The organism is Brachybacterium ginsengisoli, from assembly GCF_002407065.1.
Taxonomy (GTDB): domain Bacteria; phylum Actinomycetota; class Actinomycetes; order Actinomycetales; family Dermabacteraceae; genus Brachybacterium; species Brachybacterium ginsengisoli.
In genome coordinates this window covers 439,203-454,177 of the sequence record NZ_CP023564.1, presented here as the reverse complement: position 1 = coordinate 454,177, position 14,975 = coordinate 439,203, and the positions used below count along the sequence as shown (strand labels likewise).

The following is a 14,975-nucleotide window of genomic DNA, read 5'->3' as shown; positions in this document are numbered from 1 at the left end:
CCGGTCCAGGTACTGCCCTTACCCCCTTGCCTCCCCGTTCCCGCCGTAGCCTGGCCGCATGGACAACCGCCAGGACGTGAGGGAGTTCCTCACCAGCCGTCGCGGACGGCTCACCCCCGCGCAGGCCGGGATCGTCGGCGGCGGGCGTCGACGGGTCCCGGGACTGCGCCGCGAGGAGGTGGCCTTCCTCGCCGGGGTGAGCGTGGACTACTACGTGCGCATGGAGCGCGGCGACCTCGCCGGGGTCTCCCCCGAGATCCTCGATGCCCTCGCCACGGCCCTCCAGCTCACCGACGCCGAGACCGACCACCTCCACGCCCTCGCGCGCGCCGCGGGACCGGCCGCCGTACGTCGCCGCCCCTCTCGCCCCTCGACGTCGATGCGCCCGTCCCTGCAGCGCATCCTGGACGCGATCACCGATGCGCCGGCCTGGATCGTGACCCCGCGGAAGGACCTCGTGGCCCTCAACGCGCTGGGCCGGACCCTGCACGCGCCGCTGCTCGAGGACCCGGAGGCGCGCGGCAACACGGCCCGGTTCGTGTTCCTCAGCGCGGCCTCGCGCACCTTCTACCCGGCCTGGGAGCGCTCGGCGGACAGCATCGTGGCCTCGCTGCGGCTCACGGCCGGGCAGAACCCCCGCGACACCCACCTCACGGACCTGATCGGCGAGCTCGTCACCCGCAGCGAGGAGTTCCGTCAGCGCTGGTCCGCGCACGACGTCCGGTACCACCGCGCGGGCGTGAAGCGGATGCTCCATCCGCAGGTGGGCGAGCTCGAGCTCACCTTCGACGGCCTCGAGCTGCCCGGCACCCCCGGCTGGATGATGTTCGTCTGCACGGCGGAGCCCGGCTCCCCGAGCGAGGAGCGGCTGCGTCTCCTCGCCTCCCTCGCCGCCTCGCAGAAGCCGATCGCGCCGATGACGATGCCGGTGAAGCCCCGCGAGGAGTGAGCCCTCCGGCGATACTGGAGCCTCACCGACCGGAAGGACTGCCGTGACCGCGAGCACCCTGCTGGTGGGCTGCGGGCGGGTGGGCCTCCGCGTGGGCGAGCTGCTGGGCGCAGGCGGCGACGAGGTGCTCGGCCTGCGCCGCGACCCGAGCTCCCTGCCGCCGACGTTCACCCACGTCGCAGCGGACCTCAGCGCTCCCCTGTCCGTCGCGCTCCCCGCGGCGGACGCCATGGTCATCACGCTGGCCCCGTCGGTCGCCGCGAGCTATCGGGAGCCGCTCGCGCATCTCGCGGCCGCGCTCCCCTCGCTCCCGCGGCGCACCGTGTTCGTCTCCTCGACGCGCGTGCTCGAGGGCTACGACGCCTCGCGCCCGCTCACCGAGGCCGATCCCGCCCGGCCCCGCTCCGACCGCGCCCGGGTGCTCGTCGAGGGCGAGCAGCTGGCGCGCGAGCTGTTCGGCGCGAGCATCCTGCGCCCCGCGGGGATCTACGGCCCCGGCCGGGACCTCCTGATCAGAACCGTCCTGGAAGGGCGGCCCGTCGAGCACGACCGCCGCACCAACCGGATCCACGAGGTCGATCTGGCGCGAGCGATCGTCGCGCTGCTGTCGGCGCCCGAGCCGCCGGCGCTGCTCCATGCGGCCGACGGCGCACCCGCCCGGCTCGGCGAGGTCGTCACGCATCTCGCGCAGCGGCTCGGCGTGCCCGTCCCGCCGCGCGTCTCCCCGGATCCCGGTACGGGCACGGTGCTGGACGCCGCGGCGCTGCATGAGCTGCTGGGGCATCTCGAGGTGCCGGACTTCCGGGCGGGCTACGACGCGATGCTCGAGGACGCACCGCCCGGGCCCCGTCGGCCCTGAGGCTCGAGACCACGGCCCGGGGCGTCAGACCCCTGCGGCCCTCCGCGAGGCCAGCGCGAGCTCCGCGACGAGACCGTCCGGGATCGGCGTCTTCAGCGTGAAGGTGATGCCCGTCTTCGTCGCCTTCAGCCCTGCGGCGGCGATCTCCTCGGCATGCTCCGTGAGCGCCTCGGCCTGGAGGTACAGCCCGCACTGCCGGGTGAACGCCGCGTAGCCCGCGACGATCGTCCCGTCGATCCGGAAGCCCGGCATGGTGTAGGCCACGACCTCCTCCGCGTCCGGCAGGGCGCGGGCCAGGGTCGCGCGCAGGCCCTCCAGCAGGGGTCGGAACGCCTCGGGCGCCGCCGCGATGTAGGTGTCGTGGTCGGGTGTCGCCGTCACGGGTGCCTCGCTTCCGCTCGCGTCCCGTAGGCCGTGTCGCGAGGGAGCGTCGCCAGCGTACGCCGGGCGCTCAGCCCTCGTCGGCCGTGAGCTCCGCGAGCAGGGACCGCACCCGGCGATCGATGTCGTCGCGCACGAGGCGCATCCGCTCGGCGCCCTCGATGCCGCGCTCGGAGGGCTCGTCGGTGACCCAGGTGGTGATGGTCCCCGACATGCCGGGGACGGGCTCGACCACGGCCTCCTCGCCGAGCACCACGACGCGGTCCGCCCGGGCCAGCACCGCGGGGTCGATCGGCTTCGTGAAGCCTGCGGACATGTCCGCCCCGACCTCGGCGACCACCTCGGCGGAGAGGGCGTTGATCGCGGAACCGGGCTTCGTGCCGGCGGAGTGCACCTCGACGGCGCCGGAGGCGCGCGCCTCCATGAGGGCGGCGGCCATCTGGGACTTGCCGCCGTTCTTCACGCAGACGAACAGGACGGACGGGGTGGTGGATGCGGCGCTCATGCGGAGATCTCCTCGGGGACGGCGGGGGTGCGGGCGGAGGGGACGGTGGGATCGCCGGGGAAGAGCCGACGGCCCAGCCACAGCGAGACGTAGACCAGCGCGACCAGGACGGGGACCTCGATGAGAGGGCCGACGACGCCGGCGAGCGCCTGACCCGAGGTGACGCCGAAGGTGCCGATCGCGACGGCGATCGCGAGCTCGAAGTTGTTGCCCGAGGCGGTGAAGGCGACGGTGGTGGACCGCGCGTAGTCCATCCCCACGGCGCGGGCCAGCAACAGGGAGCCCACGAACATGAGCACGAAGTAGACCAGCAGCGGCAGCGCGATCCGGGCCACGTCCACCGGGGCGGAGACGATCGCGTCCCCCTGCAGGGCGAACAGCAGCACGATCGTGAACAGCAGGCCGTAGAGGGCGAAGGGGCCGATGCGCGGCAGGAAGGTCTCCTCGTACCAGGCCCGGCCCCGGGCCCGCTCGCCGAGCACCCGGGTGAGGACTCCGGCGAGCAGCGGGATGCCGAGGAACACGAGCACGCTGAGCACGATCGCGCCGAGCGAGAACTCCACCGTCGTGGTGGACAGACCCAGCCAGGCGGGCAGCACCTGCAGGTAGAACCAGCCGAGTGCCCCGAAGGCGAGCACCTGGAAGACGGAGTTGATCGCGACCAGCACGGCGGCGGCCTCGCGGTCGCCGCAGGCGAGGTCGTTCCAGATCAGCACCATGGCGATGCAGCGGGCGAGGCCCACGATGATCAGCCCGGTGCGGTACTCGGGCAGGTCCGCGAGGAAGATCCAGGCGAGGGCGAACATGAGCGCGGGGCCGATGATCCAGTTCAGCACGAGCGAGGTGATCATCAGCCGACGGTCGGCGCTGATGCGGCGCGTCTCGTCGTAGCGCACCTTGGCGAGCACCGGGTACATCATCACCAGCAGGCCCACCGCGATCGGGAGGGAGACCCCGGCGATGCTCACGGACTCGAGCGCGGGGGCGATCCCGGGCACGGCGCGCCCCAGCAGCAGGCCGAGCCCCATCGCCAGCAGGATCCAGACCGGCAGGTACCGGTCCAGGAACGACATCTCGTCGGCGACGCTGGTGGGCGCTCCGGGCGCGGTGGTCGTCGACATGACGGGTGCTGCCTCTTCCGATGGACGGATATCGAGGGGAACGCTAGCCCGTCACATAGACGGACGTCAATGTATGGTGATCCCATGACCCTCTCGTCACAGCCCCTCACCCTCGCCCCTCTCGGCGAAGAGACTTCCGATGGCTGCACATCCGGAGCGGCGGGCGCCGAGGACTGCTGCTCGCTGGGCGGCGCCCCGATCTCTGCCGAGGAGGCGGAGCATCTCGCCTCCCGGCTCAAGGCGCTCTCGGACCCGACCCGGCTGCAGCTGCTCTCCCACGTCGCCGCCGCCGGCTGCGGGGACGTGTGCGCCTGCGACCTCACGGAGCCGCTCGGGATCTCCCAGCCCACCGTGAGTCACCACATGAAGAAGCTGGTGGATGCCGGCCTCCTCACCCGCGAGCAGAAGGGCCGCTGGGCCCACTACTCCGTGGTGCCCTCGGCCTTCGCGGAGCTGCGCGACTTCCTGCACCTCGCCTGATCCGCCGCCCGATCCACCGTCCGCCGCGCCTGCGCCGACGACTCCTCCCAGCCCACCAGGAGACCGCACGTCCTCTCGCCCCAGCGTCCTGGTCGTCTGCGTCCACAACGCCGGCCGCTCCCAGATGGCCGCCGGCTATCTGCAGCATCTCGCGGGCGACCGCATCGAGGTTCGCTCGGCCGGCTCCGCTCCGGCCGACTCCGTGAATCCCGCTGCCGGATTGAGGAGCTCATCGCGAGCCTCGCAGCCTGACCTCCGCCCGGACCTCTGAGCTGACGCCTCCGAGCTCGGGCGAGGGGAGGTTCAACCGGTCACGAGGTGCGCCACGACCGGCAGCACCACGGTCATGGCCAGCGCGTTCAGCACCATCCCGGCGCTCGACCAGCCCCCGGAGACCGCCGAGTCGGCGAGCACCCGCGAGGTGCCGATGCCGTGGGAGGTCATGCCGATCGCGAAGCCCCGCGCCCGCTCGTCCCGCACCCGGGCGAGGGTCAGCAGCGCCGGGCCGACCACCGCACCGGCCACTCCGGAGATCAGGGTGAGGGTCACCGCGAGCGGCACCGAGGCGTCGAGCACCTCGGCGATCGAGAGCCCCACCGGCGAGGTCACCGACCGCGGCAGCGCGGCGAGCAGGAGGTCGGTGTCCACCCCGAAGGCGAGGAGGGTGCCGACGGTGATCGCCACGCTGACCGCCCCACCGATCAGCAGCGTCACCGCCACCGGCAGCGCGGAGCTCAGCAGGGCCCGTCCGTTGTGCAGCAGCGGCAGGGCGAGCGCGACGGTGGCCGGGCCCAGCAGCAGGGTGAGCACGAAGCACTGGCGCAGGTATTCGGCGTAGGGCAGGCCCACGAGCTGCAGGATCACGGCGATCACGATCACGCTCACCAGCACCGGGGTGAGCAGGGGGCTGCGCCCGGAGGCCTGGTGCAGCCGGTGGGCGACGAGGTAGACGAGGATCGTCAGGACCATCCCGAACAGCGGCAGGTGGAGCACGGCGCTCATGCGGGCGCCTCCCCGTCGGCCGCCGCTCGACGACGGTCCCACCAGCGCAGGAGCGCCTGGAGCAGGTGCCCCACGAGCACCAGGGCGAGGGCGAAGGATCCGCCGACGGCGAGCGCGATCGGGAGGGCGTTGTGCGCCAGCTCCTCGAGCTCGACGACGATGCCCACGCCCGGCGGGATGAACAGCAGCTGCAGGTGCTTCAGCAGCGGGGCGGCCGCGGGCTCGGCCCGGCGCGTGAGCATCGCGGTGGGCCGCAGTGCGCCGAGCCCCACCAGCATCACCAGGCCCAGCACCACCCCGGGGACGGGCAGGTGCAGCAGGGACGCGAGCCCCAGCCCGGCGAGCTGCGCGAGCACCAGGATCACGAGGCCCAGCACGATCGGCGGGAGCGCGGAGAGTCGGGACATCGCCGCCAGGGTATCCGGCACGGGCCGTGGGAAACGCAGTTGACCACGGGCGATGCCGGCGACACACTGCCGCCATGTCCCTGTCCTTCCCCCTGCTCGGCGATCGCCTGCTGCTGCGCTCCTTCGAGCCGGCCGACCTCGAGGCGGCGCATCGCGTCTACGGCGACGCCGAGGTGATGCGGTACGTGGGCGAGGGCGGGCCGGTGGATCGCGGGCGGTCCGCGGAGATGATCGCCGAGCACCGGGCCCACCAGGCACGGCACGGCTTCGCCTTCTGGGCGGTGATCGAGCGCGCGACCGGCGCGCTGATCGGGGACGCGGGCCTGGAGGTCACCGAGCACGGGGTCGAGCTCGGGTACACGCTGGGCAGGCCGTGGTGGGGTCGGGGCCTGGCCACCGAGGCCGCGCAGCTGTGCCTCGACGCCGCCGTCGGGCCCCTCACGCTGCCGCGGCTGGTCGCCCTGGCCGACGTCCACAACCCCGCCTCGGCGCGGGTGCTGGAGAAGATCGGCTTCCGCCGCCGCGGGACCACGCAGGCCTTCGGTCGCGCACATCACTCCTTCGAGCACGAGCCCGGGGTGACACCCGTGGCCGGCGACCCCCGATCAACGACGCGCTGACCTGCGGCGAAGCCCTGCTCGAGCTCGCCGTCGGCCCCGAGTGGCCGCCGCCACGGCGAGCGGAGGATCACGCCCGGCTTGAAGCGCCCGGGGCACGGGGACCACAGTGGTTGATCATTCACGAGCAGCGCTGACGGCGTCGACTGCACCGCCCCTCTTGCCCCATCGGAGGTCACCGGGATGCCCCGCCCCCTGCATGACGCCATCGATCGACGCACCGCGCTCCGCGGATTCGGCGCGATCGGGCTGACCGTCGCCGCCGGTCTGTTCGCCACCAGCCAGGCCCATGCCTCGAGCGACCTCGTGGTGGTCGACCAGATGGGCACGGGCCGCTGGGACACGGAGAACTGCGGCCCCACCTCGACGGTGATCGCGATGGTCGCCGCCGGGCGCACGGTCCCGCACTACGTCTCGGGGACGAAGGGCACCGAGGTGGGTGGCAACATCCGCGCCGTCGAGGAGATGCGTGCCCGCTGCGGGCTCTCCCCGTGGGACGACCCCGACGCCAAGAGCGTCGACTACATCGGCGCGTACCTCGGCGACCTCGAGGACGGGATCCGCGACGCCGGCGCCCGGGCCACCCGCGCCGTCTTCGAGGAGGGCGTGGCCGCCGCGGCGAACGGCTCGGTGGTCATCCTGCACGTCCGCCACGGCGCCCTGATCGACGATCCGACGGCGAACTACGGCCACTTCGTGGTCGCCCAGGGCGAGGACGCCGACGGCAACATCCTGGTCTCCGACCCCGGGCGCGCCCAGACCCTCGGGATCACCAGCTACTCGCGCGACCACCTGATCGCCGCGCGGCAGGGGTACTCCACGATCGTCAGCTGAGGGCCGAGCCTCAGCCCATGAAGATGCTGTTGCCCGGGCCGAGCGGCAGATCGGCGAAGAAGAACACCGCCAGGATCGCCGTCCACACGATCCAGAACGGGATCACGAAGGGCAGCATCCGCGCCATCAGGGTGCCCAGGCCGGCGCCGGGCTCATACTTCCGCAGCATGCCCAGCAGCACGATCATGTACGGGTTCATCGGCGTGATGACCTGCGTGGCGGAGTCGCCCACGCGGAACGCCGCCTGGGTGAAGGCGGGCTCGTAGCCGATCAGAGCGAACATCGGCACGAACACGGCGCCCATGATCGCCCACATGCCGGAGCCGGAGATGATGAACAGGTTCAGCACGCTGGCCAGCAGGATGAAGCCGATGATGGCGCCGAAGCCGGTGAGCCCCGCCCCTTCGAGGGCGGCGGCGCCGGTGACGGCGATCCAGGTGCCGATCCCGGACCAGTTGAACAGGGAGATGAAGTTGCCCAGGATGAAGGCCAGCACGATGAACGGCAGCATTTCCTTGAGCGCATCGGACATCATCCGCACCGCGTCGCGGGTGCTGCGCAGGGTGCCGACGATCGCGCCGTAGGCGATGCCCACCACGAAGAAGTACGCGATCACGATGAACACGATCGAGTCCAGCAGCGGGGACTTGGGCAGGTAGCCGCCCTCCTCGTTGCGCCAGGGCGAGGCGGCGGGGAGCACGGCCACGAGGATCCCGGCGGTCAGGACCACGGCGGCGATCACCGCGACCAGCAGGCCCTTGTTCTCCTTCGGCGAGAGGGCGGCGCGCATCTGCTCGGCGCTCTCGGCCGAGTCCTCGGCGCCCTCGACGGCGACCTCGTCCACCGGGACGCCCTGACGGCGCAGCCGCGGCTCGATGAGGCGGTCGATGATGAAGCCGGCCACGAAGCCCAGGATGATCGACGAGGCGATGTTGAACCACCAGTTCGACACCGGGTTCACGGCGCTGAACTCGAAGCCGGGCAGGGCGTCCATGACAGTGGTGGTGATGCCGGCGAACAGGGCGTCCAGCGAGGTCGGGAAGATGTTCGTGGAGTATCCGGCGCCGGCGGCCGCGAAGCCGCCCAGCAGGCCGGCGACGGGGTGGCGGCCGGCGGCCTTGAACACGAGCGCCGCGAGCGGCGGGACCACCACGAAGGCGGAGTCGGCCATGATCGAGGAGACCACGCCCACGAAGCCCACCACATAGGGGAGCATCCACGCCGGGGCGGAGCCGAACAGCTTGCGGATCGCGGCGGCCAGCAGGCCGGAGTGCTGGGCGATGCCGATCGCGAGCAGGATCGGCATCACGGTGACCAGCGGCGGGAAGCCGATGTAGTTCACGCCGAGGTTCGTGGTCAGCCACGCCATGCCCTCACCGGTGAACAGCCCCTGGATGGCGGTGGGCTCGTCCGAGCCGGGCACCTGCACGACCACGCCGGCGAGCTCCATGCCGGTGGAGACCACGCCGGTGACCAGGAACAGGACCACGAACAGCATGAAGGGCTCGGGCAGCTTGTTGCCGGCCCATTCGACCCAGTTCAGGGCCCGGTCGGTGAAGCCGCCGCTCGGCGACGGCTCGGTGGTTGCGGTGCTCATCGAAGCTCCTGGGGGTGTGGGGGAGGAGGAGGAGGAGGGGGACTGCAGCGAGGTCGATCGACGCAGGTCAGTCGAAGAAGTGCGGGACGTCGATCGCGCCGCCGGCGGCCTGGAACTCGTCGCCGACGGCGGTGGCGAGCGCCGGGTCGTGAAGGGCGTCGAGCACGGTCGCGGCGAGGCCGTAGGCGCCGTCGGCCGCAGCGGTCCGGGCGTCCTCGGAGACCGCCCAGGCGGCGAACTCCCGGGTGTGCAGCGCGATCTCGGAGGGCGCGATCCGGATCACCGGGTGGATGCCGGGGATCCGGTAGCTGACGTTGCCGAAGTCGGTCGAGGCGGCCAGCGACGGCGAGACCACGCCGTGGGGCAGAGGGTCGCGGCCGCGGCGGCGCTGCGACTCGACCCAGCGCCCGGTGAGCGCCTCGTTGGTACGCACGGGCAGGGACGGCGGGTGCTCGTCCCAGGTCACCGTGACGCCCACGCCCGCCATCAGCGCCGCGCCGCGGGCCACGTCCTCGACGCGCTGCGAGAGGTCCCGCAGGGTCTCGGGCCGCTGCGAGCGCACGTACAGGTCCAGGCGTGCATGGTCGGGGACCACGCTCGCCCGCTCCCCGCCCTCGCGGATCACGGCGTGGATGCGGTCCGTCGGCGGGGTCTGCTGACGCATCAGGCCCACGCCCTGGTACATCAGGCTCGCCGCATCCAGCGCGTTGCGGCCCATGTACGGCTGGGCGGAGGCGTGAGCGGTGTGCCCGTGGTACTCGACGGTGAGGGTGCGACGCCCCAGCCAGGTCTGATCGGCCAGGTCGTAGCCGTAGGGGTGCACCATCACGGCGGCGTCGAGGCCCTCGAAGGCACCCTCACGGGCCATGTACTCCTTGCCGGTGTGGCCCTCCTCGGCGGGGGTCCCGAGGAACACCACCCGTCCCGGCACGGCCGACGGGTCGGCCTGCGCGAGGGCGGCCAGCGCGAGGAACGCGCCGAGGCCCATGACGGCGATGACGTTGTGGCCGCAGCCGTGGCCCACGCCCGGCAGGGCGTCGTACTCCGAGAGGATCGCGTAGGTCGGCGCGCCCTCCTGGTCGCCGCCTTCGCCGCGGATCTCCGCACGGATCGCGGTGTCCAGCCCGTGCACGCCCACCTGCGCCTCGATGCCGTGGGCGGCGAGCACGTCCGCGATCGCGCGCGCGGAGCGGTGCTCCTCGAAGGCCGGCTCGGGGTGCTCGGCGAGGTCGAGCATCAGCTCGATCATCTCCGGGCCGTGGGTCGCCACCTTCTCCTCGAGGAGGGTGTGGAGCGCGGCGGCGGCGCCGGTGAAGGAGGAGCCGGGGTGGCTCTCGCTGCGCATCGCGGCCTCCCTCTCCTCGTCGAGCTGGGCGAGGTAGGCCGTGGAGACCTCGGTGTGCTGGCTGCCGGGGGACTGCGGGGCGCCGTCGCGCGGCGTCGACTCAAGGGACATGCGGGCCACGGTATGACACCGGGCACGATGCTCGGGCACCCGGAGCCGAACCTTGCCCGGCCTGTGACCTCGCGTCCTGTTCCCCGGACGCACTGCTCCTCGGCCGACGCAGGGCTCCGGCGCCGGAGCCCGGCCCTGTGCGCCGGTCCCCGAGCGGAGCCGCCGCCGTGAGCTCGCTCGCGCCCACCGCCTGCCACAGGGTCCTGGCCCACCGGGCTCGTCGCGGAGGACGTACGCTCGAACGGCGCAGCGCGCACCCCTCTCGAGAGAAGAAGTCCCGTGTCACAGCTCAGCGATCTCGTCGATCCCACCGCCATCCTCCTCGACGCACCGGCCACGGACTGGAGGGAGGCGATCCGGCTCTCCGGCGACCTCCTGGTCTCCGCCTCGGCCACCACCCCGGCCTACACGGACGCGATGATCCGCACGGTCGAGGAGCATGGCCCGTACATCGTCATCACGCCCGGCTTCGCCCTCGCGCACTCCCGGCCCGACGAGTCCGTGCATCGCACCGCGATGTCCTTCGTCCGCCTGGCCGAGCCGATCCCCTTCGGCCACGAGGCCAACGACCCGGTCACGCTCGTGATGGCGCTCGCCGCGGCCGACGCCTCCGCCCATCAGGCGGCGCTCGCGGCCCTCGCCGGGGTGCTCGCCGACCCCGAGGGCCGTCGCGCCCTGGACGAGGCGGCCACCCCGGACGAGGTCCTCGCCGCGCTCGGCGCCGGATCCTCCGCCGCGGTCGGCGACGCCGCCGCCGCGACCAGCCCGACGGCGTCGGCCTCCGCCGGTTCCCCCGTGGCCGCCGCCCCGTCGGCCGCCGCCGCGACCCCCTCGGACCCGGACGCGGTCCCGTCGAAGAACCTCATCCTCACCGTGTGCGGCAACGGCCTGGGCACCAGCCTGTTCCTCAAGAACACAGCCGAGCAGGTCCTGGACCGCTGGGGCTGGTCCCCGTACCTCGACATCCAGGCCACCGACACGATCTCCGCCAAGGGCCGGGCCAAGGACGCGGACGTCATCCTCACCTCCGGCGCCATCGCGGACACCCTCGGCGACGTCGGCGTCCCGGTCGAGGTCATCGAGAACTTCACCTCCCAGGCCGAGATCGACGCCGTGCTGCGGCGCGTCTACGCCGTCTGATCCCGCCTCCCCACCCTCTCCCCCGGAGCCAGCTCATGAACGTGCTCGTCTCGATCGCGGAGTTCCTCGTCAACGAGGTGCTCAGCGTCCCCGCCTATCTCATCGGCATCATCACCGCGATCGGCCTGATCGCCCTGCGGAAGTCCGCCGGGCAGGTCGCGGGCGGCGCCCTCAAGGCCGTCCTCGGATTCCTCCTGATCGGGGCCGGTGCCACCCTCGTCACCGCCTCCCTCACCCCGCTCGGCGTCATGATCCAGGGCGCCCTCGGCGCGCAGGGCGTGGTCCCGACCAACGAGGCGATCGCCGGCATCGCCCAGGAGCAGTTCGGCGCCCAGGTGGCGTGGCTGATGATCCTCGGCTTCGTCGTCGCGATCGCCCTGGCCCGCTTCACGCCCCTGCGGTACGTCTTCCTCACCGGCCACCACCTGCTGTTCATGGCCACCCTGATCACCGTGGTCATGGCCTCGGCGGGCATGCCCACCGTGGTCGTGGTGGTGCTCGGCGCGGTGCTGCTGGGCATCCTGATGGTCTCCCTGCCGGCCTTCTCCCAGCCCTGGACCCGCCGCATCTCCGGGGACGACTCGATCGCGATCGGGCACTTCGGCACCGCGGGCTACATCGCCGCCGGCGCCGTCGGCCGCCTCGTGGACCCCAAGGGCCGCAGCCGCTCCACCGAGGACCTCAAGGTCCCCGAGTCCCTGCGCTTCCTGCGCGACTCCATGGTCGCCACCGCCCTGTCGATGGTGCTCATGTACCTCGTGGTCGCGGTCGCCTACCTGCTGCGCGCCGGTCAGGCCACCGCCTTCGACGCCTTCGAGGGCGGCGCGACCGACGTCGGCAACTACCTCATGCAGGCCGTGACCCAGGGCCTGCAGTTCGGCATCGCGGTGGCCGTGATCCTCTTCGGCGTGCGCACGATCCTCGGCGAGCTGGTGCCCGCCTTCCAGGGCATCGCCGCCAAGGTGGTCCCCGGCGCGATCCCCGCGCTGGACGCCCCGATCGTCTTCCCGTACGCGCAGAACGCGGTGCTGATCGGCTTCCTCTCGAGCTTCGTGGGCGGGCTCGTGGGGCTGCTGGTGCTCGGGGTCTGGCTCGGCCCGGTGCTCGGGCTCGCCCTGATCCTGCCCGGCCTGGTGCCCCACTTCTTCACCGGCGGTGCGGCGGGCGTCTACGGCAACGCCACCGGCGGCCGACGCGGCGCGGTCGCGGGCGGCTTCGTCAACGGCCTGCTGGTCACCTTCCTGCCGGCGCTGCTGCTGAAGGTGCTGGGCTCCTTCGGCTCGGCGAACACCACCTTCGGCGACACCGACTTCGGCTGGTTCGGCATCCTCATCGGCTACTCCGCCCGCACCGGCGTGCTGCCCGGCATCATCCTGCTGGTCGTGGTGGGCGCCGTGATCCTGGGCGGCGCGATCCTCATGCAGCGCCGCGTGGTCGACGCCGGCTGGGACCCGGCCCCGGCGCGCGAGCCCGTCGGCGCCGCCGCGGAGGCCGGGGACGGCCAGGGCGCACCGCGCCGCGCCGCCGGTGCCGCCTACCCGAGGGTCGCTCCCCCGGCCGGCGCACCCACGCCCCCGCCGCCCCCGGCCTGAGTCCGTCCGTCCGAGTCCGTCCGTCCGAGTCCGTCCGTCCGGGCCCGACCGGCCGGCTCCGCCCAGAGCGGCACCGGGCGGGCCCGAACGGTACGATTCCCTCCAGTGCTCCGCGGCGATCCCGCACCGGCACACCCTCTCCGGGCCGCCCACCCCCGCGGCCCGCGGCCACCTCGCGGTGGTCCTCGCCGCCGCCTCGTGCGACGGTCCCGTCGTCCCCGACGGAGCGCGCGCCCGCCCGGGCCCGCTCCATCTCCCGACGACAGCGCCTGCCGCGCCCCGCGGCTGTCCATCGGTCGCCGACCTTCTGCGGCGTCCCTCCCCCGGGCCGTCACCGTCGTCGGCCCTTCCCCGCGCCGCCCCCACGGCGCAGCTCCCCGGAGGCTCTTCATGAGTGCAACGTCCCCATCCGCCGGCACGGAGACGCAGAGCGCCGACCGCGGCGCCTTCTCCGGCCGGACGGCGTTCATCTTCGCGGCCATCGGCTCCGCCGTCGGCCTCGGCAACATCTGGCGCTTCCCCGCGGTCGCGTACGAGAACGGCGGCGGCGCGTTCATCCTGCCGTACCTGGTCGCGCTGCTCAGCGCGGGCATCCCGCTGCTGTTCCTCGACTACGCCCTCGGGCATCGCTGGCGCGGCTCGGCCCCCGCCGCCTGGCGCCGCTTCCGCCGCTGGACCGAGTTCCTCGGCTGGTGGCAGGTGCTGATCGCCCTGATCATCGCGCTGTACTACGCGCTGATCCTGGCCTGGGCCACGAACTACACCATCTTCTCGCTCGACCAGCGCTGGGGCGATGACCCGGCGGCCTTCTTCGGCGAGTACACCCAGGCGCTCGGCGGGGCCGACGCCACCATCTCCTTTGATGTCGTCCCGGCCGTGCTGATCTCGATGATCGTGGTGTGGCTCGCGGTGATCGTGGTGATGGCGCTCGGCGTGCAGAAGGGCATCGCAGCCAGCTCGGTGGTCTTCATCCCGCTGCTCGTGGTGATGTTCGTGATCCTCGTGGTCCGCTCCCTGTTCCTGCCCGGTGCGATCGACGGCCTGGACGCCTTCTTCCGCCCGAACTGGGGCGCGCTCGCGGACCCGGCCGTGTGGATCGCCGCCTACGGCCAGATCTTCTTCTCGCTGTCCGTGGCCTTCGGCATCATGCTCACCTACGCCTCGTATCTGAAGAAGAAGACCGACCTCACCGGCTCCGGCCTGGTGGTCGGCTTCGCGAACTCGAGCTTCGAGATCCTGTGCGGCATCGGCGTGTTCTCGGCACTGGGCTTCATGGCCCAGGCGCAGGGTGTCGCGATCGACGAGGTCGTCACCTCCGGCGTGGGCCTCGCGTTCATCGCCTTCCCGACCATCATCGGCGAGGCCCCCGCGGGCGCGCTGATCGGCGTGCTGTTCTTCGGCTCGCTGGTGCTGGCGGGCTTCACCTCGCTGATCTCCATCGTCGAGGTCGTCATCGCCGCGATCCAGGACAAGTTCGGCCTGGGCCGCCTCTCCGCCACGCTGTGGGTCTCCGTGCCGATGGCCGTGGTCTCCACCGTGCTGTTCTCCACCACGATGGGCCTGCCGCTGCTGGACGTCATGGACAAGTGGGCCAACGAGTACGGGATCGTCGCCGTCGCGGCGGTGTCCACGCTGATCGTCGCCTACCTGGTGCGCGGCCTGCCCACCCTGCGCGATCACCTCAACCACCACGGCACCTTCCCCGTGGGGCGGATCTGGATGCTGTGCGTGGCGGTCATCGCGCCGCTCGTGCTGGGCGTCTCGCTGATCCTCAGCACCATCTCGCTGGTCACCTCGGGCACCACCTACGAGGGCTACCCCTCGTGGTTCGTGCTGGTGTTCGGCTGGCTGATGGCGATCGGCCTGGTCGTGGTCGCGATCGTGCTCTCGCTGATCCCGTGGCCCGCCGGGTCGAACCTGTTCAAGGCGGACTCCGACGGCGATCCGATCGCCCCCGAGGTCGTCTCCGGCAGGGGTCTGGACGCCGATCCCTCGGCGGACACCCCGCACGCCCTGCGGTCCGTCCGCTGACGCG

General features: G+C 72.5%; 15 protein-coding genes and 1 pseudogene. 9 read left to right on the top strand and 7 right to left on the bottom strand.

Annotated elements, in window-relative coordinates; all coding sequences use genetic code 11:
• The first annotated feature begins 58 nt into the window (after positions 1-58).
• Together CFK41_RS02010 and CFK41_RS02005 are read left to right on the top strand one after the other, a co-directional pair.
• Complete coding sequence (locus CFK41_RS02010) at positions 59-949, top strand: helix-turn-helix transcriptional regulator (RefSeq protein WP_096798166.1); 891 nt, start codon at positions 59-61, stop codon at positions 947-949.
• A 43-nt stretch (positions 950-992) separates the two neighbouring features.
• Positions 993-1,808, top strand: a complete 816-nt coding sequence (locus tag CFK41_RS02005; RefSeq protein ID WP_169928768.1) for a Rossmann-fold NAD(P)-binding domain-containing protein — start codon at positions 993-995, stop codon at positions 1,806-1,808.
• 24 nt (positions 1,809-1,832) lie between these two features.
• Here the strand turns inward: CFK41_RS02005 and CFK41_RS02000 are convergent, their stop codons facing one another.
• The 3 genes from CFK41_RS02000 to arsB all read right to left on the bottom strand — a co-directional run bounded on the left by CFK41_RS02000 (position 1,833) and on the right by arsB (position 3,815).
• Positions 1,833-2,189: an iron chaperone gene (locus tag CFK41_RS02000; protein WP_096798165.1), complete on the bottom strand. Its 357-nt coding sequence runs from the start codon at positions 2,187-2,189 to the stop codon at positions 1,833-1,835.
• A gap of 70 nt (positions 2,190-2,259) precedes the next feature.
• Positions 2,260-2,694: an arsenate-mycothiol transferase ArsC gene (locus CFK41_RS01995; RefSeq protein WP_096798164.1), complete on the bottom strand. Its 435-nt coding sequence runs from the start codon at positions 2,692-2,694 to the stop codon at positions 2,260-2,262.
• Positions 2,691-3,815: an ACR3 family arsenite efflux transporter gene (gene arsB / locus CFK41_RS01990; RefSeq protein WP_096798163.1), complete on the bottom strand. Its 1,125-nt coding sequence runs from the start codon at positions 3,813-3,815 to the stop codon at positions 2,691-2,693. The genes CFK41_RS01995 and arsB overlap by 4 nt, the downstream gene beginning before the upstream one ends.
• Positions 3,816-3,899: 84 nt before the next feature.
• Here arsB and CFK41_RS01985 point away from each other — a divergent pair, with 84 nt between their 5' ends.
• Both CFK41_RS01985 and CFK41_RS18105 read left to right on the top strand, forming a co-directional pair.
• The gene (locus CFK41_RS01985; protein WP_096798162.1) at positions 3,900-4,295 is read left to right on the top strand and encodes an ArsR/SmtB family transcription factor; all 396 of its coding nucleotides are present in this window, start codon (positions 3,900-3,902) and stop codon (positions 4,293-4,295) included.
• An 88-nt stretch (positions 4,296-4,383) separates the two neighbouring features.
• Positions 4,384-4,512 (top strand): annotated as a pseudogene (locus CFK41_RS18105) (arsenate reductase/protein-tyrosine-phosphatase family protein); the annotation flags it as partial.
• Between the two features lie 86 nt (positions 4,513-4,598).
• Here CFK41_RS18105 and CFK41_RS01975 read toward each other — a convergent pair.
• Both CFK41_RS01975 and CFK41_RS01970 read right to left on the bottom strand, forming a co-directional pair.
• On the bottom strand, positions 4,599-5,297 hold the full coding sequence (locus CFK41_RS01975) for an LrgB family protein (protein ID WP_096798161.1): 699 nt from the start codon (positions 5,295-5,297) through the stop codon (positions 4,599-4,601).
• Positions 5,294-5,704, bottom strand: a complete 411-nt coding sequence (locus CFK41_RS01970; RefSeq protein WP_096798160.1) for a CidA/LrgA family protein — start codon at positions 5,702-5,704, stop codon at positions 5,294-5,296. Before CFK41_RS01970 ends, CFK41_RS01975 begins: the two co-directional genes overlap by 4 nt.
• A 74-nt stretch (positions 5,705-5,778) precedes the next feature.
• Here CFK41_RS01970 and CFK41_RS01965 point away from each other — a divergent pair, with 74 nt between their 5' ends.
• Both CFK41_RS01965 and CFK41_RS01960 read left to right on the top strand, forming a co-directional pair.
• A complete protein-coding gene (locus CFK41_RS01965; RefSeq protein WP_096798159.1) occupies positions 5,779-6,324 on the top strand; it encodes a GNAT family N-acetyltransferase in 546 nt (181 codons plus the stop codon).
• Positions 6,325-6,504: 180 nt separating this feature from the next.
• A complete protein-coding gene (locus tag CFK41_RS01960) occupies positions 6,505-7,155 on the top strand; it encodes a cysteine peptidase family C39 domain-containing protein (protein ID WP_096798158.1) in 651 nt (216 codons plus the stop codon).
• Positions 7,156-7,165: 10 nt separating this feature from the next.
• Here CFK41_RS01960 and CFK41_RS01955 read toward each other — a convergent pair whose 3' ends face one another.
• Together CFK41_RS01955 and CFK41_RS01950 are read right to left on the bottom strand one after the other, a co-directional pair.
• Complete coding sequence (locus tag CFK41_RS01955) at positions 7,166-8,752, bottom strand: AbgT family transporter (protein ID WP_096798157.1); 1,587 nt, start codon at positions 8,750-8,752, stop codon at positions 7,166-7,168.
• 67 nt (positions 8,753-8,819) lie between these two features.
• Positions 8,820-10,208 carry a M20 family metallopeptidase gene (locus CFK41_RS01950; protein ID WP_096798156.1) on the bottom strand — a complete coding sequence of 463 codons (1,389 nt, stop codon included), beginning with the start codon at positions 10,206-10,208 and terminating at the stop codon, positions 8,820-8,822.
• A 279-nt stretch (positions 10,209-10,487) separates the two neighbouring features.
• On the opposite strand from CFK41_RS01950, the gene CFK41_RS01945 reads away from it, so the two are divergent.
• The 3 genes from CFK41_RS01945 to CFK41_RS01935 all read left to right on the top strand — a co-directional run bounded on the left by CFK41_RS01945 (position 10,488) and on the right by CFK41_RS01935 (position 14,971).
• On the top strand, positions 10,488-11,348 hold the full coding sequence (locus tag CFK41_RS01945; protein ID WP_096798155.1) for a PTS sugar transporter subunit IIA: 861 nt from the start codon (positions 10,488-10,490) through the stop codon (positions 11,346-11,348).
• Between the two features lie 35 nt (positions 11,349-11,383).
• A complete protein-coding gene (locus CFK41_RS01940) occupies positions 11,384-12,940 on the top strand; it encodes a PTS ascorbate transporter subunit IIC (RefSeq protein WP_096798154.1) in 1,557 nt (518 codons plus the stop codon).
• 390 nt (positions 12,941-13,330) lie between these two features.
• Positions 13,331-14,971 carry a sodium-dependent transporter gene (locus CFK41_RS01935; RefSeq protein WP_096798153.1) on the top strand — a complete coding sequence of 547 codons (1,641 nt, stop codon included), beginning with the start codon at positions 13,331-13,333 and terminating at the stop codon, positions 14,969-14,971.
• Positions 14,972-14,975 lie beyond the last annotated feature (4 nt).

What these genes read in the sequence shown, in the direction of transcription:
- CFK41_RS01935 (WP_096798153.1), top strand. Translation starts at nt 13,331, where the DNA reads ATGAGTGCAACGTCCCCATCCGCCGGCACGGAGACGCAGAGCGCCGAC.
- CFK41_RS01955 (WP_096798157.1), bottom strand. Translation starts at nt 8,752, where the DNA reads ATGAGCACCGCAACCACCGAGCCGTCGCCGAGCGGCGGCTTCACCGAC.
- CFK41_RS01965 (WP_096798159.1), top strand. Translation starts at nt 5,779, where the DNA reads ATGTCCCTGTCCTTCCCCCTGCTCGGCGATCGCCTGCTGCTGCGCTCC.
- CFK41_RS01970 (WP_096798160.1), bottom strand. Translation starts at nt 5,704, where the DNA reads ATGTCCCGACTCTCCGCGCTCCCGCCGATCGTGCTGGGCCTCGTGATC.
- CFK41_RS01985 (WP_096798162.1), top strand. Translation starts at nt 3,900, where the DNA reads ATGACCCTCTCGTCACAGCCCCTCACCCTCGCCCCTCTCGGCGAAGAG.
- CFK41_RS01975 (WP_096798161.1), bottom strand. Translation starts at nt 5,297, where the DNA reads ATGAGCGCCGTGCTCCACCTGCCGCTGTTCGGGATGGTCCTGACGATC.
- CFK41_RS01940 (WP_096798154.1), top strand. Translation starts at nt 11,384, where the DNA reads ATGAACGTGCTCGTCTCGATCGCGGAGTTCCTCGTCAACGAGGTGCTC.
- CFK41_RS01995 (WP_096798164.1), bottom strand. Translation starts at nt 2,694, where the DNA reads ATGAGCGCCGCATCCACCACCCCGTCCGTCCTGTTCGTCTGCGTGAAG.
- CFK41_RS01960 (WP_096798158.1), top strand. Translation starts at nt 6,505, where the DNA reads ATGCCCCGCCCCCTGCATGACGCCATCGATCGACGCACCGCGCTCCGC.
- arsB (WP_096798163.1), bottom strand. Translation starts at nt 3,815, where the DNA reads ATGTCGACGACCACCGCGCCCGGAGCGCCCACCAGCGTCGCCGACGAG.
- CFK41_RS02010 (WP_096798166.1), top strand. Translation starts at nt 59, where the DNA reads ATGGACAACCGCCAGGACGTGAGGGAGTTCCTCACCAGCCGTCGCGGA.
- CFK41_RS01950 (WP_096798156.1), bottom strand. Translation starts at nt 10,208, where the DNA reads ATGTCCCTTGAGTCGACGCCGCGCGACGGCGCCCCGCAGTCCCCCGGC.